This is a genomic window from Saccharopolyspora gregorii, assembly GCF_024734405.1.
Lineage (GTDB): Bacteria > Actinomycetota > Actinomycetes > Mycobacteriales > Pseudonocardiaceae > Saccharopolyspora_C > Saccharopolyspora_C gregorii.
Genome location: NZ_CP059556.1, coordinates 2,122,363 through 2,138,192, shown reverse-complemented (window position 1 = coordinate 2,138,192; position 15,830 = coordinate 2,122,363). Strand labels below are relative to the sequence as shown.

Below are 15,830 nucleotides of genomic sequence, written 5' to 3'. Positions count from 1 at the left end.
CCGTCAGCGCCGGCGCTTGGTGCGGAGGTAGTCGCCGACGACCGCCGCGCCGAGCCCGTCGGCGGTGGGGGCGACGACGCGGCCACCGCCGCGGCGGGCGACGACGTCGACGAACGCCTCCAGCCGGGGGTCGTCGCCGAGCATGAACACGCTCAACGTCACACCCAACCGGTGCAGCGAGTCCACTTCGGACAGCGTGACGCCGAGGGTGCGCGGGGTCGGCGGGTACTGGAACACCGCCTCGCCGTCGGGTTCCAGGTGAGCGGTCGGTTCGCCGTCGGTCACGACCAGCACCACCGGCTGCGCGTCCGGATGCCGCCGCACGTGCCTGCCCGCCAGCAGCAGCGCGTGGTGCAGGTTGGTGCCCTGCTCCCAGGTGCCCTCCAGCGCCGCCAGCTCACCCACGTCCACAGTGGACGCGTAGCGGCCGAAGGTGACCAGTTGCAGCGCGTCCGAGCGGAAGCGGGTGGCGACCAGGTGGTTCAGCGCCAGCGCGGTGCGCTTCATCGGCACCCACCGGCCGTCCTGCACCATCGACCACGAGGTGTCCACGCACAGCGCCACCGCCGCCCGGGACCGCTGCTCGGTCTCGGCGATCTCCAGGTCGTCCAGGTGCAGCCGCGGCGCCGCCGGGCCCGCCGCCGCGCGCCGCAGCACCGAGTTGCGCACGGTGCGGACCGCGTCCCACGGTTCGGTGTCGCCGTACGCCCACGGCCGGGTGGTGCCGGTGAGCTCCCCCGCCGCGCCCGCCCGGTCCGTGTCCCGGTCGCCCTTGCGGGAGCGCAACTGCGAGACCACCGAGCGCAGGGCCGTCTCGCCGAGCCTGCGCATCGCGCGCGGGCTCAGCCGCAGGTTCCCGTCCGGTCCGCGCTGCAGCAGGCCCTGCCCGCGCAGCTGCTGCTCGATGTCGGCGAGCCGCCGCGCGTCCACCACGGCCCGCTCGCCGAGCTGCCGTTCCAGCGCCTCCAGGTCGATGTCCTGCAGGCTCGCGCCCGGGTAGGACTGGCCGAGCTGCTCGGCCAGCTGCTCCAGCTCGCCCAGCTCGGCCATCGCCTCGGTGGCCTCCGCCAGCCCCATCGGCTGATCACCGCGGAACCGGCCGCGACCGGACCAGTCCGCGTCGGGGCGCAGCGAGCGCAGCTGCCGGTCCATCCGGTTCAGCGCCTCGCCGATGCGCGGGTCGCCGAACGCCTGCCGGGACAGCTCGGCCAGTTCGGCGCGCTGCTGCTCGCTCATCGAGTTCAGCATCCGCTGCGCCGCCGCGGACCGGGCCGCCAGCGCGTCGACCAGTTCGTCCACGTCGCGCGGGTTCTCCGGGAAGAACTCGCCGTGCTCGGCCATGAAGCGCTCGAACCGCTCCGGCACGTCGGCGTCGCCGCGAGCGTGCGCGGCCAGCAGCTCGGAGAGGTCGTCGAGCATCGCGCGGACCCGCGCCACGTCCTCCGGCGAGGTGTCCTGCAGCGCCTGCTTCATGCCCCGGAAGCGCTGTTCGAGGAGTTCGCCGCCCAGCATCCGCCGGATCTCCTCGAACGTCTCGCGCGCGTCGGACGAGCGCCAGTCGTACTCGGCGAGCTCCCGCACCGAACCGCCCGCGTCCGGCGGCAGCGCGCCCAGCCGCAGCTCCCGGAACCGGGCGTCCTCGCCGTCCTCGGCGGCCAGCGCGGTGCGCTCCTGCTCCAGGGCGCGGTCCAGCAGCCTGCGCACCTCCTGCACCGTGCCGTCCAGGTTGTGCCTGCGCTGCAACTCGCTGCGGCGCTGCCACAGCCGGCGGGTCAGCTCGTCGAGGCCCGCGGTGCCGCGGGTCCCGGTGCGCAGCAGTTCCTCCAGCGCCGAGCGCGGTGACGCGCCCTCCATCACGTCCCGGCCGATCTGGTCCAGCGCGGAACGCAGGTCCACCGGCGGCTCCAGCGGATCGGAACCGCCGTGCCAGGCGCCGTACCGGAACCGCGGCATCAGCCGTACACCGACCGCTGCTCGTCGGTGTCCTTGGCCAGCTTCTTCGCCAGGTACAGCGCTTCCAGCGCCAGCTCCACCGCGCTCGCGATGCGCCCGACCGGATCCCCGGCGCGCACGTCCAGCCGTTCGGCGACCTGGTGCAGCACCGGCAGTTCCGGCAGGGCCCGCAGCACGTCGGCGCCCGCCACCCGCTCACCGGTGGCGACCTGGTGCCCGCCGGTGACGGCCGAGATCAGCGAGCTCAGGTCCAGCCCGGCGAACAGGCCGCGGGCCGTGTCGGCGACCGAACGGCGCAGCAGGTAGCCGAGGACCTCGTCCTCGCGCCCCTCCTCGCCCGCTTCGAACTCCAGCTTGCCGCGCAGCACGCCCGGCACCGCGTCCAGGTCCACCGGCCGCGCCACCGCGGGTTCCTCCCCGGTCAGCGCCGCCCGGTGCAGCGCCGCCGCGGACACCGTCTCGGCCGCCGCGATCGCGAACCGCGCCGACACGCCGGAGCGCTGGTCGACCGCCGAGGACTCCCGCAGGTGCCCCACGAAGCGGGCCAGCACCTCCAGCAGGTGGTCGCCGACCTCCGCCTCCAGCAGCGCCTCCTGCCGGATCAGCGAGATCTCGTCATCCAGCTCCGCCGGGTAGTGGGTGCGGATCTCCGCGCCGAAGCGGTCCTTGAGCGGGGTGATGATCCGGCCGCGGTTGGTGTAGTCCTCCGGGTTCGCCGTGGCCACCAGCAGCACGTCCAGCGGCAGCCGCAGGCTGTAGCCGCGGACCTGCACGTCCCGCTCCTCCATCACGTTCAGCAGCGCCACCTGGATCCGCTCGGCCAGGTCGGGCAGCTCGTTGATGGTCACGATGCCGCGGTGCGCCCGCGGCACCAGTCCGAAGTGGATGGTCTCCGGGTCCCCCAGGGACCGTCCTTCCGCGACCTTCACCGGGTCCACGTCGCCGATGAGGTCACCGACCGCCGTGTCCGGGGTGGCCAGCTTCTCGACGTAGCGGTCCTCGCGGTGCCGCCACGCGACGGGCAGCGCGTCGCCCTCCTCGGCGGCGCGGCGGATCGAGGTCGGGGTGATCGGCTCCAGCGGGTGCTCGTCCAGTTCGGAGCCGGGGATCACCGGCGTCCACTCGTCCAGCAGCGCCGTCAGCCCGCGCAGCAGCCGCGTCTTGCCCTGCCCGCGCTCGCCGAGCAGCACCACGTCGTGGCCCGCGATCAGCGCGCGCTCCAGCTGCGGCAGCACGGTGCCCTCGAAGCCGACGATGCCCCGCCACAGCGGATTCCCCGAGCGCAGCGCGGTCAGCAGGTTGCGGCGCACCTCGGCCTTCACGCTGTACGGCAGGTGTCCGCTGGCACGCAGCTCCCCCGCCGTGCCGGGCAGCCCAGGAGGTGGGGTCCGAGAGTTCGTCACCCGTTCGACGCTACTCGCTCCGCCCGGTCGCCGCGAACACGTCTCAGCACGGGAAACACCGTCGTGCCAACGGGTTTCCCGCCGGTGCGGACGATTCCGGTGATCAGCGGCCCGCCGTCCGCCGGGAAGCCGCGCGGAAACCGCCCGGCACCCCGCGCGTGGCGCGCCCGCGCCGCTCGCCGGTGGTGACGCCGCGGTCGCGCAGCGCGACGACGTGCGGGGGAACACGCTGGCACCGCTGCGGTACCGGCGAGTAGAAAGGTGACGGCCCCGGCAGAGGAGAATGATCACGTGCAGCTGCAGACCGACCCCGTCCAGGCGGGCTTCGACCCCGAACGCCTCCAGCGCATCGACCGCCACTTCGCGGCGTACGTCGACGACGGCAGGCTCCCCGGCTGGCAGCTGCTCATCGCCCGGCGCGGCGTCGTCGCGCACTTCAGCTCGCACGGGAAGCGGGACATCACCACGGGCGCCCCCATCGAGGACGACACGATCTTCCGGATCTACTCGATGACGAAGCCGATCACCTCGGTCGCGGCGATGATGCTCCACGAAGAGGGCGCCTTCGAGCTCACCGACCCGGTCAGCAGCCTCATCCCCTCCTTCGCCGAGCAGCGCGTCTACACCGGCGGCCCCGCCCGCGCCCCGCAGACCCGGCCCGCGACCGAACCAGTGCGGATCTGGCACCTGCTCACCCACACCTCCGGGCTCACCTACGGCTTCAACCGGCTCAACCCGGTCGACGAGATCTACCGGCGCACCGGCTACGAGTTCGGCACCCCCGACCAGGACCTGGCGGGCGTGTGCGACGACTACGCGGCGATGCCGCTGCTGTTCGAACCCGGCAGCTCCTGGAACTACGGGGTGTCCACCGACGTGCTCGGCCGCGTCGTCGAGGTGGCCTCCGGCATGGGGCTCGACGAGTTCTTCCGCACCCGCATCTTCGAACCGCTCGGCATGACCGACACCGGGTTCGAGGTGCCGCCGGAGGACAAGGACCGGCTCGCCGCGCTGTACCTCGCCGACTCCGCGGGCAAGGCCACCGTGCCGAAGAACTCGCCGCCGACCGCCGCGCCGCGCGCGCTGTCCGGCGGTGGCGGGCTGGTGTCCACCGCCCACGACTACCACCGGTTCACCGGCATGCTGCTCGGCGGCGGGGCGCTGGACGGGGTGCGGCTGCTCAGCGACCGCACGGTGCGGTACATGGGCCGCAACCACCTGCCCGGCGGGGCGCACCTGGACCAGATCGCGAACGGGTCGTTCTCCGAGGTCGCCAACGCGGGCAAGGGCTTCGGGCTCGGCTTCGCCGTCGTCGAGGACCCGGTCGCCTCGCACGTCATCTCCACGCCGGGCGAGCTGTCCTGGGGCGGGATGGCGAGCACCGCGTTCTGGGTGGACCCGGCGGAGGAGCTCACGGTGCAGTTCTTCACCCAGCTCATCCCGTCCGGCACCCACCCCATCCGCTCCCAGCTCCACCAGCTCGTCTACCAGGCACTGGTGGACTGAGTAGAGGTTCGGCTCGTTCCAGAGCTTCTTCGCGGTTCTCCTGTCAGCGGCGAAGCCGATGAGCGGCGACCACGCACACAACCGGACCACCCGCGGGTTCTCAGCCGCTTCCTCGCGAGGACAGCGTTTTCTCCTGTGGCGGAGCCACCGGTGAAAACGATCCCGCAGCGAGGAAGCGGCTGAGGTTCCGCCACCTCACCCCAGCGCAGAACGAGCCGATATCCCGGTCAGAACGCGGGCCAGGGGATGGCGGGCCAGTCGCCGGACGGGGCCGGGAACTCGCCGGTGGTGAGCAGGGCGTCGACGCGGTCGACGAGCGCCTGCACCTCCTTCGGGGTGACGTGCTCGGCCAGCCGGGACGCGAGATCGCCCTCCAGCAGCGCGCGGAACCGGCTCAGCGCCTCCACCGCGTCCGCGGGCAAGCGCTCCCCGATCCAGCCCCACAGCACCGTGCGCAGCTTGCTCTCCGCGTTCAGGCTCACCCCGTGGTCCACGCCGAACACCTCGCCGCGCGGCGAGTGCAGCACGTGCCCGCCCTTGCGGTCGGCGTTGTTGATCACGATGTCGAGCACGGCGAGCCTGCGCAGCTCCTCGTGCGGCGAGTGCGCCAGCAGCACCGGGTCACCGCGGTGGTCCTGGGCGCGCAGCACGGCGCGCCAGCCCTCCGGCACCTCCGAGGGCGGCACCAGGTCCACCAGGTCGGAGCCCTCCTCGGTGTCCACCCACAGCTGCACCATGCCCGGGCCGAACGGCCCCTCCCGCAGCAGCGTCGGCGGGATCAGGTGCCAGCCCAGCGCCTCCGCCACCAGGAACGATCCGACCTCGCGCCCGGCGAGCGTGCCGTCCGGGAAGTCCCACAGCGGCCGTTCCCCGCGCACCGGCTTGTACACGCACTCGGCGGTCACGCCCTCGTGCTCGACGGAGCAGAACAGCGTGGCGTTCGAGGCTTCCACGAGCCGGCCCTCGACCTCGATGCGGCCGTGTGCCAGGACCTCGCGAACGGCCGGATCATCGGGGTGCACGGTCGGCTAGTCCTCCTCGGAGCGGCGGTAACCGTTCTGCCGCGGGCAGATGTGCCCGTCCGGGTCCAGCGGCTCCCCGCACAGCGGGCACGGCTTGCGGCCCGCGTTGAGGACCCGCTCGGCGCGCTCGGCGAACGCGCGGGCGTCCGCAGGGCTGAGGAACACGCGGACCGCGTCCGGGCCCTCCTCGGTGTCGTCGAGCACCACCGACTCGTCGATCTCCTCCTCGGTGACCGCGAGCAGCTCGACGACGACGGCCTCGGTCTCGGCGTCCCACCCGAGCCCCATGGTGCCGACGCGGAACTCCTCCTCCACCGGCACCGCGAGCGGGTCGGTGTCGAGCGAGTCGTCCGGCGGCGCGGCGGGCAGTTCCGCGTCGAAGCGGCGCTGCACCTCCTCCAGCAGCGCGCCGATCCGTTCGGCCAGCACGGAGACCTGCTGCTTCTCGAGCTGCACGCTGACCGTCCGGACGTCCTCGGACGCCTGGAGGTAGAAGGTGCGCTCGCCGGGTTCCCCGACGGTCCCTGCGACGAACCGGTCGGGCTGGCGGAAGACGTGGATGACACGAGCCATGGCACCTTCGACAGTAAGCCACCCGGCCCGCGGCTCGCGAAGCCGTCCCCTGTTCGGCCGGAGACGGCCCCTCAGCAGCACCGTCGGCACCGCGCGTTCACCTGCGACCCGCGTGCGCCGGGCTCCCCGCCACCCGGCCGGGCTGTTCGCCGAACGCGAACACACCGCCGCGGGCTGCGGTCCCGATCACTCGCGGCCCGCTAGGCTCTGGCCACCCCACGATCCGGACCTCCGGACGGAGTCATGCCATGAGCACCCGTGAACGACACCGGCCGCGACGGCTGCGAGCGGGCGACTCGGTCGCCGTGGTCGCCCCCGCAGGCCCGGTGCCCGCCGACCAGCTCGACGCCGGGTTGCAGCTGCTGCGCGACTGGGACCTGCGGGTCGTGCCCGGCAAGCACGTGCGCGAACGCCACCCCCGGCTGCGCTACCTCGCGGGCGCCGACGCGGACCGCGCCGCGGACCTGCAGCGGGCCTGGTGCGATCCGGAGATCGACGGCGTGCTGTGCGCCCGCGGCGGCTACGGCTGCATGCGGGTCCTCGACCACCTCGACTGGACGGCGATGGCCGCCGCCGAGCACAAGGTGTTCGCCGGGTCCAGCGACGTGACCGCCCTGCACGACGCGTTCGGCGTGCGGCTCGGCGTCGCCACCGTGTTCGGACCGATGATCGGCACCGGAGCCTTCATCGACGACGCGCCCGCCCGCGAGCACCTGCGCCGCACCCTGTTCACCCCGGAGTCGGTGACGATCCTGACCCGCGGCGGCGCGGAGGCGCTGGTGCCGGGCCGGGCGCGCGGCATCACCTACGGCGGCAACCTGTCGCTGCTGGCGGCCGGGCTCGGCGCCCCCGACGCGGCCCCGCCGCCGGTGCGCGGCATCGCGCTGCTCGAAGACGTCGACGAGGACCCGTACCGGCTGGACCGGGCGCTGACGCAGCTGCTGCGCGCCGGGTGGTTCGACCGGGCCAGCGGGATCGCGCTCGGTTCGTGGAGCGGGTGCGGGCCGGTGGACGAGGTGCGGGCGGTGCTGCGGGACCTGCTCGGGGACCTCGGGATCCCGGTGCTGTGGGAGCTGGGCTTCGGCCACTGCGCGGCGCAGCGCACCGTCCCGCTGGGCGTGGCCGCCGAACTCGACACCGCGGCGCAGCGGCTGAGCGTGCTGCAACCCGCGCTGCGCTGAGCGACGGCCCGCACCGGACGTCGGGTAGAACGGCGGCATGCGGGTTCGGGCGATCACTCCGGAGAAGCTGGCGGGCGAGCTCGCCGACGCCGTGGACGGCATGCGCCGCCGGTGGCTGCGGGTCGCGGTCGACGGGGCCGCCGCGGCGGGTACCGCGGGCTTCGCCGACGGGCTGGTGGAACCGCTGCGGGTGCGCGGGCGCGAGGTGGTGCGGGTGCGGATGGACGGGTACGTGCGGCCCGCTTCGCTGCGGTTCGAGCACGGCCGCGACGATCCGGATTCGTTCTACGAGAGCTGGTTCGACCTCGCCGGATTGCGCCGCGAAGTCCTCGATCCGCTCGCCGACGACGGCACCGGGCAGGTGCTGCCCGCGCTGTGGGACGCCGCGACCGACCGCTCCCCCCGGCTCGACCGGGTGCGGCTGCCGGAGCGCGGGGTGGTGCTGGTGGACGGTCCGCTGCTGCTGGGCGCCGGGCTGCCGTTCGACCGCACGGTGCACCTGTGGCTGCCGGGCGCCTCGCTGGCGCGCCACACGCCCGAGCCCGAGCGCTGGACGCTGCCCGCCTTCGACCGCTACCACGCCGAGGTGGCCCCGGAACGCCTCGCCGACCACGTGATCCGCGTCGACCGCCCCGGCCACCCCGCCGTCGTCGACGCCTGGACCTGACCAGGCGAGCAGACCGAGCCCACCAGTCCTTCCCTTTCCTGTCAGCGGCGAAGCCGCTGAGCAGCGACCCAGCACTCAACAGCACCACCCGCGGGTTCTCAGCCGCCTCGTCGCGAGGACAGCTTTTTCCCTCGTGGCGGAGCCACTCGGGAAAAAGATCCCGCAGCGACGAGGCGGCTGAGGTTCCGCCACCCCACCCCCTCGGAAGAAGGGGAACGAACGATCAAGCAGGTCGGCGGTCCAGGGTGGGGACTGCTGCCAGCAGGGTCTTGGTGTAGTCGTGCCGCGGGTCGAGCAGCACCTGCTCGACGGTGCCGAGCTCCACGATCTCGCCCCGGTACATCACCGCGACCCGGTCGGCGATGTTCCACGCCAGCCCCAGATCGTGCGTGATGACCAAAGTGGACAGTCCGCGTTCGACGCGCAACCGCAGCAGCAGCGCCAAGATCTCCCCGCGGACCGTCGCGTCCAGCGAGGCGACCGGCTCGTCCGCGACCAGCACCTGCGGTGCCAGCACCAGCGCCCCGGCGATCACCACCCGCTGCCGCTGCCCGCCGGAGAGCTCGTGCGGGAAGCGGGACAGGAACTTCGACGCGGGCCGCAGCTCGGCGGCCTCCAGCGCGTCGGCGACCTTCGCGGCCTCGTCGGCGACGTCGCCGTGGATGCGCAGGCCTTCGGCGACCGCTTCGTAGACGGTGTGGCGCGGGTTCAACGCCCCCGTCGGGTCCTGCAGGACCAGCTGCACGCGGCGCCGGTACGCGCGCAGCCCGGCGCTGCCGGTGGGCAGCGGTTCCCCGTCGAACAGCACTCGCCCGGTGGTGGGCCGCTGGAGGCCGAGCAGGGTGCGGGCCAGCGTCGTCTTCCCCGATCCGGACTGCCCGACGAGCGCGATGATCTCGTCCGCGCCGACCTCCAGGTCGACGCCGCGCACCGCCCGCACCGCCGCCCCGGTGCGCGCCGGGAACTCCACCGCCACGCCTTCGGCGGCCAGCAGCGCCGGGCCGGCGGGGCGGGCCGCTTCGACGAGCCGGAACTTCGGGTCGCCGACGGTGGGGAACGCGTCGGCCAGCGCCCGGCTGTGCTCGTGCCGCGGCGCGCCCATCACCTGCTTCGACGGCCCGTGCTCGACGATGCGGCCGTCGTGCATGACCGCGATCCGCGCGCAGCTCGCCGCCAGCACCGACAGGTCGTGGCTGATCATGAGCAGCGCGATGCCGCGTTCGGCGACGAGCCTGCCCAGCAGCGCCAGCACCTGCGCCTGCACCACCACGTCCAGCGCGGTCGTCGGCTCGTCGGCGATGATCAGGCGGGGGTCGCAGGCGAGCGCCATCGCGATCATCACGCGCTGCTTCTGCCCGCCGGAGAGCTCGTGCGGGTAGGCGTCGGCGCGGTCGGCGGGCAGTTCCACCGATTCCAGCAGCTCCGCCACCCGCCCGCGCAGGTCGCCGGTGGCGGTGCCGTGCAGCCGCATCGGTTCGGCGATCTGCGCGCCGACGGTGCGCACCGGGTTCAGCGCGTGCATCGCGCCCTGGAACACCACGGAGGCGGTGGACCAGCGGGCGGCGCGCATCCGGCCGAAGGACAGGCCGCGCACGTCCTCCCCGTCCAGCAGCACCTCCCCGTCGAGCACCGCCGAGCGCGGCAGCAGCCGCAGCACCGACATCGCGAGCGTCGTCTTGCCGCACCCGGATTCCCCGGCCAGTCCGAGGGTGTCGCCGGGTTCCAGGCTCAGGTCCACGTCGTGCACCGCGGGCACCAGGCCGTCGGCGCCCCGGTAGGAGATCGACGTGCCGCGCAGCGTCAGGATCGGGCTCATCGATTCCCCCGCAACCTCGGGTTGAACACCGCTTCCATCGCCCGGCCGCACAGCGTGAAGCTCAGCACCACCAGGACGATCCCCACGCCGGGCGGCAGCAGGTACCACCAGGCGCCGCCGGTGACGGCCCCGGTGTCCATCGCGGACTTGAGCATCGAGCCCCAGGACACCCGGCTCGGGTCGCCGAGGCCGAGGAACGACAGGGTGGACTCCATGATGATCGCGCTGGCCACCGACAGCGTGGTGTTCGCGAACACCAGCGGCAGCACCGCGGGCAGCACGTGCCTGCCGATGACGTGCCGGTTCCCGCCGCCGAGCACCTGGGCGCGCTCGATGTAGGGCCGGGCCTCCACGGTCAGCGTCTGCGCCCGCACCAGCCGCGCGGTGGTCGGCCACGAGGTCACGCCGATGGCCAGCACGATCGTGCCGAGCCCCCGGGACAGCACGGTGGACAGCGCGATCGCCAGCACCAGCGCGGGCAGCACCAGGAAGAAGTCGGTGAACCGCATCAGCAGCGCGTCGGTCCAGCCGCCGAAGTGCGCGGCGAGCACGCCCACCACGGTCCCGATCACCACCGACAGCACCGCCGCGGCGAGCCCCACCAGCAGCGAGACCCGAGCGCCCCACCAGGTCAGCAGCAGCACCGAGCGACCGGACTCGTCGGTGCCGAGCCAGGCCGAACCGCTCGGCGGCTGCAGCGCCTCCCCGGTCACCTTGGTGACGTCGAGCCCGGTCTGGTCGGTGAGCAGCGGTGCCAGCAGAGCCAGCGCCGCGATGAGCACCAGCAGCACCAGCCCGACGAGCCCGCCGCGGTCGGCGCGGAACACCCGCCACGACTCGCCCGCCGCCGCCCGCCGCCGCGCTCGCACCAGCCGGGCCGCGTCCCGTTCCGGCGGGGTCACCGGTTCGGTGGCCGTCATGCCGCACGCACCCGCGGGTCCAGGACCCGGTAGAGCAGGTCCGCCACCACGTTCATCACGATCACGCTCCCGGCCAGCACGATGAACGTGCCCTGCAGCAGCGGCAGGTCGGGCACGCGCAGCGCTTCGAAGGTCAGCAGGCCCAAGCCGGGCCACGAGTACACCGTCTCCACCGTGATCGCGCCGCCGACGACCAGCCCGAGGTGCAGGAAGATCAACGTCACGGTGGGCAGCAGCGCGTTCGGCACCGCGTGTCTGCGCCGCACCAGGTCTTCGCGCAGGCCCTTCGCGCGCGCGGTGGTGAGGTAGTCGGCGCCCATCTCCTCCAGCAGCGAGGAGCGCATCACCATCAGGTACTGCGCGTAGATCACCGCGACCATGGTCAGCGCGGGCAGCACCAGGTGCCGCGCCACGTCCAGCACCTGCGAGATCAGCACCGGCGGCGTGTCCGGCGAGACCATCCCGCCGACGGGGAACAGCCCCGGGATCGGCCCCACCCCGACGCCGAACACCATGAGCACGATCAGCCCGAGCCAGAACGTCGGCACCGACCACAGGGTGAGCGCGACGGACGTGGATGCCTTGTCGAACGCGCTGCCGTGCCGCCACGCCGCCCGGGTGCCCATCCACAGCCCGAGCGCGACGGCCAGCACGGTCGCGGTGCCCACCAGCAGCACCGTCGGGCCGAACCGCTCGCCGATCAGCTCCGCCACCGGCCTGCTGTAGGTGTAGGAGGTGCCGAGGTCACCGCGCACCAGCGCGCCGAGGTAGTCGACGAACTGCTTCCACAGCGGCTGGTCGAGCCCGAGCCGCTGCCGCAGCTGCTCCAGCTGTTCGGCGGACACGGGCGCACCGCGCGTCATGGTGCGCACCGGGTCGCCGGGCAGCACCCGGAACAGGAAGAACCCGAGCACCGCCACCAGGAACACGCTCACCAGCCCGCCGCCGAGCTTGCGCGCCAGGTACCCGGGCCAGCCCCCGCCGGCGCGGCCCCGGGCCGCCTGGTCCCCGGCTTCGACCGTCAAGTCGGCCATGCCTCACTCCCGTTCGTCGACGGTGGCCCGCCGGTGCCGCGCCACCAGCAGGCCCACCGCGCCCGCGACGAGCACCACGCCGGCCAGCACCAGCAGGGTGGTGCGGTCGTCGGCGGCCCGCGAGGTCGTGGCGGCCGCGGTGGGCCGCGCCCCGTAGTAGCCCCAGTAGCCCTGCTGCCCGGTGATCACGCCGCCGTCGGCGGGTTGCGCGGTGAACCCGCTGAACCGGTCGGAGCGGTAGGCCTCCAGCGAGTTCTGGTAGTACAGCACCGATGCGGACGCCTGCTCGTAGAACCGCGCCTGGGCCTGCTGCACTAGCTCGATCCGCTTCGCCGGGTCGAACTCCCCGAGCTGCTTCGCGTAGCTGTCGTCGTAGGCCGGGTCGCACAGGAACGAGTCGGGCGTGCCGCCGCCTTCCGGGGTGGGCCGGGAGGCGCAGGTCTGCAGCCGCAGCACGTAGTCCGGGTCCGGGTTCGCCGACCAGCCGGAGACGGCCAGGTCGAAGTCCCCGGCGGTGGTGCGGTCGTTGACCTGGTTGTCCGAGACGGGTTCGAGCCGCACGCGGATGCCGACGTCGGCGAGCCAGCGCTTCACGAACTCCCCGACCTGCGCGTCGGCGGAGGCGCTGGCGTGCAGCATGAACCGCAGGTCCAGCGGCTGCCCCTGCGGGGTGCGGCGGACGCCGTCGGGGCCGCGCCGGTAGCCGGCCGCGTCGAGCTGCCGGTTCGCCTCGGCCAGGTCGAACTCGCGGGGCCGCGGCGGGTTCCAGTGGTAGTCGTCGAAGATCGGCGGGAGGTAGCCGCCGCCGACCTGCCCGTAGCCGTTGAGCACCCGCTCGACCAGTGCTTCCTTGTCCACGGCGTGGTCGATGGCCCGGCGCACCCGGACGTCGCGCAGCGCCGGGTGCCCGCTGCCGATGGGGTCGCCCGCGCTGTCCGCCGCGCCCGGGTTGATCAGCATCTCGAAGAACCGGCGGCCCTGACCGCGCACCTGCGCGATGTCGCGTTCCCCGGCGAGCGCGTCGAACTGGGCGGGGGTGAGCCGCTGGGCGACGTCCACGTCGCCCTTGCGCAGCGCTTGCACCGAGGCGTCGGTGTTCTTGAACTGCACGAACTGCAGCTCGGAGATCTTCGGGGGCCCGCGCCAGAACCGCCGGTTCGCGCGCAGCGTCGCGTACTGCTCCGGTTCGTACTCGGTGAGCACGAACGGGCCGGACCCGACCACCGGCATCCGGTCGTTGGCGAACCCGGCGACGTCGGGGATCCCGGACCACACGTGCTCGGGCACGATCGGCGCGTCGATGGCCAGCATCGTGGCCTGCGGCGTCTTGGTGCGGATCACCAGGGTCCGCTCGTCGGGCGCGGCGACCGAGGCGAAGTTCTCCACGAAGTTGCCGTTCGCGGTGGCCGCCGCCGGATCCCGCATCATCCGGTCGTAGGTGTAGGCGGCGTCGCGGGCGGTGACCGGCTGCCCGTCGGTCCACCGCACGCCGTCCCGGATGCGGAAGGTCCAGGTCAGCCGGTCCAGGGAGGTCTCCCAGCTCTCCGCGAGCTCGGGGGTGGCCGAGAAGTCCTCGGGGCTGTAGGTCGTCAGCGTGGGGTAGATCAGCCGGAACAGGTCGGTGGCGGCCAGCGAGTACCCGAGGAACGGGTTGAGCGAGTCGATCTGCTGCGGCACCGCGACCCGCAGCCGGGCCTCGCCCTGCTCGGCGGGCGCCGCGATGGCCGCGTTCGGCACGAGCAGGCCACCCAGGACGAGCAGCGCGACGAGCAGTCTCCGCCCCACGATGCACCCCACCCTTCTCCAGAAGTGAGGAGAAAGAACCATCCCCGGGTGCGGTTAGTCAATGCTCCACGAGCCGTGCCGCAGGCCAGGTCACGGAGTGTGTACCCAACCGTTACGCGGTACCGGATCGGCCCGCGCCCACCCGCACGATCAGGTGTCGCCCCAGCGGGCCTGCTGCCACTGCACCGCGTCCGGCCGGGAGCCGTCGACGACGTAGCCGAGCAGCCCCGCGCGCAGGTCGCGGAACGGCAGCACCGAGTCCTTCGGGAACAGCAGCGCGCTGCCCGCGTCGAACCGGAGCTTCGGCGCGTCCGCCAGCGGCGCCGGGTTGCAGGTGTGCCACGAGGTGAGGTCGCCCTCCTCGGACTCCTCGGTGTAGTTGAGCACCCCGACCTCGGCGTCCGCGTCGGTCACGATCCGCAGCTGCTGGTACGGCCCGGCGATCTCGTCGCTCTCGTACGGCCGGTCCCACACGTACAGGTGCGCGGCCCGGCCCGCCGTCGGCGGCCGCAGCACCTTCTCCACCAGGGACGCCTTGTCGTCGCTGGTCGTGGCGTAGTGGCGTTCGCCGTCCACGACGGCGGTGGCGACGGTGACGCCCAGCTCGGTGTTGCGCGCACCCACCGCCTCCGAGCGCAGCGCGTCCAGGCACTCCCGCGCCTCCCGCAGGGCCTTGATCGCGGCGCCCTGGTGCAGCACCAGCTCGCCCCAGTACGGGTGGCCGTGGATCTTGTTGAGCTCGCCGTAGACGGCGCCGGTGGCCTCGATCAGCTTGTCCACCTGGTCCAGCGGAACGTCGGAGAGGCGGGCGAACACGACCGCCAAGGGTTCGACCGGGCCGTCTTGCAGAGGCGGATTCGACATGCCTTCGTTGCACCCCACGGGAGTCGATTCTGCTGGTCTCGCATGGACACGCCGCGAGCAATGATGCCAACCCGCTCGGCGCCCGCGGACAGCGGTACCGGGAGAACGAAGACTACCTGTCGTGATCTTGCCACTGCGCAGCGCGGCCACCTGGGGCGGAACCCCAGCTCACCGGACCGGAACGACGAAGCGGACCGCTCGTCCCGCGAGGGGGAGGAACGGCCCGCGCAGCACCTCGGAACTCGCCACCCGGCGAGCGGGACGGGTTCCGGCGGGACCGGTTCGCGGCGGGAGCGGTCAGCTCGCCTGCCCGCGCAGCAGGCCGTCCGCCGGCTCCGCGTCCACCGCCATCCCCAGCAGCGAGCGCCCCAGCTCGTCGGGATCGCCGAACCCGATCCGCCCCACCACGTCGTCCGGCAGGCTCAGCACGGACATCGCCACGCCCATCATCCCGGCCTCCAGCAGCCCGCCGCCGCGCGCGGAGATCGGTTCGCCGACCGCGGCGTGCAGGGTGACCGCCGAATCGACCCCCGCCAGGGTCATCTCGCCGAGCGCCGAGCGCACCTGCGGGTTCCGCACGCCTTCCAGCTGGAGCTCGAACAGCGCCAGGAACTGCGAGCGCGCCGCGCCCGCCATCCGCCGCAGCATCGCCAGGTACAGCGCCCGCACGTCGTCCGCGGACACGCCCTCCGGCATGTTCTCCCGCAGCCGCCGCATCGCCGCGGTCTGCTGATCGGCCATCCGCCGGGCGATCGCCACGTACAGGGAATCCCGGTTCGGGTGGTAGTTCTTGGTGGTGCCCTCGGGGAAGCCCGCCTCGCGGTCCACGGCCCGATGGGTCAGGCCGCGACCCCCGTCCCTCGCCAGCACCTCGATCGCGGCGTCGGCGAGCTGGACCCGACGATTCCTACGCTGCGGCATGCATCCCCTGTTGATCTTGCGCTCGTTGATCTTGCGTCGGCTCGTGCGTGCAGCGGCGCCCGTCCCGCGACCGACACCGCAGAGTAATCATTGTAGCGCGGGAGTGATCACCGCACCGCGATCAACACGGCGCCGCCCGCGGGCCGCTCCTCGGTTGCCAGCACCCGCGCCATTGGTATAGACCG

13 protein-coding genes are annotated in these 15,830 nt (G+C 73.2%); 3 read left to right on the top strand and 10 right to left on the bottom strand.

Going from position 1 to position 15,830, the window contains the following annotated elements:
- Window positions 1–3: 3 nt before the first annotated feature.
- Together H1226_RS09140 and H1226_RS09135 are read right to left on the bottom strand one after the other, a co-directional pair.
- Entirely contained in the window at window positions 4–1,953 is a 1,950-nt protein-coding gene (locus H1226_RS09140; protein ID WP_258348392.1) for a vWA domain-containing protein, read from the bottom strand.
- The gene (locus H1226_RS09135; protein WP_258348390.1) at window positions 1,953–3,356 is read right to left on the bottom strand and encodes an ATP-binding protein; all 1,404 of its coding nucleotides are present in this window, start codon (window positions 3,354–3,356) and stop codon (window positions 1,953–1,955) included. Before H1226_RS09135 ends, H1226_RS09140 begins: the two co-directional genes overlap by 1 nt.
- A gap of 291 nt (window positions 3,357–3,647) precedes the next feature.
- Here H1226_RS09135 and H1226_RS09130 point away from each other — a divergent pair, with 291 nt between their 5' ends.
- Window positions 3,648–4,862, top strand: coding sequence for a serine hydrolase domain-containing protein (locus H1226_RS09130; RefSeq protein WP_224958661.1), 1,215 nt, complete (start codon window positions 3,648–3,650; stop codon window positions 4,860–4,862).
- Between the two features lie 227 nt (window positions 4,863–5,089).
- Here the strand turns inward: H1226_RS09130 and H1226_RS09125 are convergent, their stop codons facing one another.
- Together H1226_RS09125 and H1226_RS09120 are read right to left on the bottom strand one after the other, a co-directional pair.
- A complete protein-coding gene (locus H1226_RS09125; RefSeq protein WP_258348389.1) occupies window positions 5,090–5,884 on the bottom strand; it encodes an SCO1664 family protein in 795 nt (264 codons plus the stop codon).
- Between the two features lie 6 nt (window positions 5,885–5,890).
- Complete coding sequence (locus H1226_RS09120) at window positions 5,891–6,457, bottom strand: DUF3090 domain-containing protein (protein WP_224957643.1); 567 nt, start codon at window positions 6,455–6,457, stop codon at window positions 5,891–5,893.
- Window positions 6,458–6,705: 248 nt separating this feature from the next.
- On the opposite strand from H1226_RS09120, the gene H1226_RS09115 reads away from it, so the two are divergent.
- Together H1226_RS09115 and H1226_RS09110 are read left to right on the top strand one after the other, a co-directional pair.
- A complete protein-coding gene (locus H1226_RS09115) occupies window positions 6,706–7,638 on the top strand; it encodes a S66 peptidase family protein (protein ID WP_224957644.1) in 933 nt (310 codons plus the stop codon).
- A gap of 37 nt (window positions 7,639–7,675) precedes the next feature.
- The gene (locus H1226_RS09110) at window positions 7,676–8,305 is read left to right on the top strand and encodes a nucleoside/nucleotide kinase family protein (protein ID WP_258348388.1); all 630 of its coding nucleotides are present in this window, start codon (window positions 7,676–7,678) and stop codon (window positions 8,303–8,305) included.
- A 223-nt stretch (window positions 8,306–8,528) separates the two neighbouring features.
- Here the strand turns inward: H1226_RS09110 and H1226_RS09105 are convergent, their stop codons facing one another.
- The 6 genes from H1226_RS09105 to H1226_RS09080 all read right to left on the bottom strand — a co-directional run bounded on the left by H1226_RS09105 (window position 8,529) and on the right by H1226_RS09080 (window position 15,645).
- Window positions 8,529–10,121: a dipeptide ABC transporter ATP-binding protein gene (locus H1226_RS09105; RefSeq protein WP_258348387.1), complete on the bottom strand. Its 1,593-nt coding sequence runs from the start codon at window positions 10,119–10,121 to the stop codon at window positions 8,529–8,531.
- Window positions 10,118–11,041 (bottom strand): ABC transporter permease, encoded by a 924-nt coding sequence (locus H1226_RS09100; RefSeq protein WP_224957647.1) that lies wholly within the window; start codon window positions 11,039–11,041, stop codon window positions 10,118–10,120. Before H1226_RS09100 ends, H1226_RS09105 begins: the two co-directional genes overlap by 4 nt.
- Window positions 11,038–12,075: an ABC transporter permease gene (locus tag H1226_RS09095; protein ID WP_258348386.1), complete on the bottom strand. Its 1,038-nt coding sequence runs from the start codon at window positions 12,073–12,075 to the stop codon at window positions 11,038–11,040. The genes H1226_RS09100 and H1226_RS09095 overlap by 4 nt, the downstream gene beginning before the upstream one ends.
- Window positions 12,076–12,078: 3 nt before the next feature.
- A complete protein-coding gene (locus H1226_RS09090) occupies window positions 12,079–13,860 on the bottom strand; it encodes an ABC transporter substrate-binding protein (protein WP_258348385.1) in 1,782 nt (593 codons plus the stop codon).
- A gap of 150 nt (window positions 13,861–14,010) precedes the next feature.
- Window positions 14,011–14,724 carry an Imm1 family immunity protein gene (locus tag H1226_RS09085; RefSeq protein ID WP_224957652.1) on the bottom strand — a complete coding sequence of 238 codons (714 nt, stop codon included), beginning with the start codon at window positions 14,722–14,724 and terminating at the stop codon, window positions 14,011–14,013.
- Window positions 14,725–15,021: 297 nt separating this feature from the next.
- A complete protein-coding gene (locus H1226_RS09080) occupies window positions 15,022–15,645 on the bottom strand; it encodes a TetR/AcrR family transcriptional regulator (protein WP_258348384.1) in 624 nt (207 codons plus the stop codon).
- Window positions 15,646–15,830: the final 185 nt, after the last annotated feature.

Bases quoted from the DNA above. Each gene is read 5' to 3' on its own strand.
- H1226_RS09120 (WP_224957643.1), bottom strand. From the start codon at position 6,457: ATGGCTCGTGTCATCCACGTCTTCCGCCAGCCCGACCGGTTCGTCGCA.
- H1226_RS09110 (WP_258348388.1), top strand. From the start codon at position 7,676: ATGCGGGTTCGGGCGATCACTCCGGAGAAGCTGGCGGGCGAGCTCGCC.
- H1226_RS09100 (WP_224957647.1), bottom strand. From the start codon at position 11,041: ATGACGGCCACCGAACCGGTGACCCCGCCGGAACGGGACGCGGCCCGG.
- H1226_RS09115 (WP_224957644.1), top strand. From the start codon at position 6,706: ATGAGCACCCGTGAACGACACCGGCCGCGACGGCTGCGAGCGGGCGAC.
- H1226_RS09085 (WP_224957652.1), bottom strand. From the start codon at position 14,724: ATGTCGAATCCGCCTCTGCAAGACGGCCCGGTCGAACCCTTGGCGGTC.
- H1226_RS09105 (WP_258348387.1), bottom strand. From the start codon at position 10,121: ATGAGCCCGATCCTGACGCTGCGCGGCACGTCGATCTCCTACCGGGGC.
- H1226_RS09095 (WP_258348386.1), bottom strand. From the start codon at position 12,075: ATGGCCGACTTGACGGTCGAAGCCGGGGACCAGGCGGCCCGGGGCCGC.
- H1226_RS09140 (WP_258348392.1), bottom strand. From the start codon at position 1,953: ATGCCGCGGTTCCGGTACGGCGCCTGGCACGGCGGTTCCGATCCGCTG.
- H1226_RS09080 (WP_258348384.1), bottom strand. From the start codon at position 15,645: ATGCCGCAGCGTAGGAATCGTCGGGTCCAGCTCGCCGACGCCGCGATC.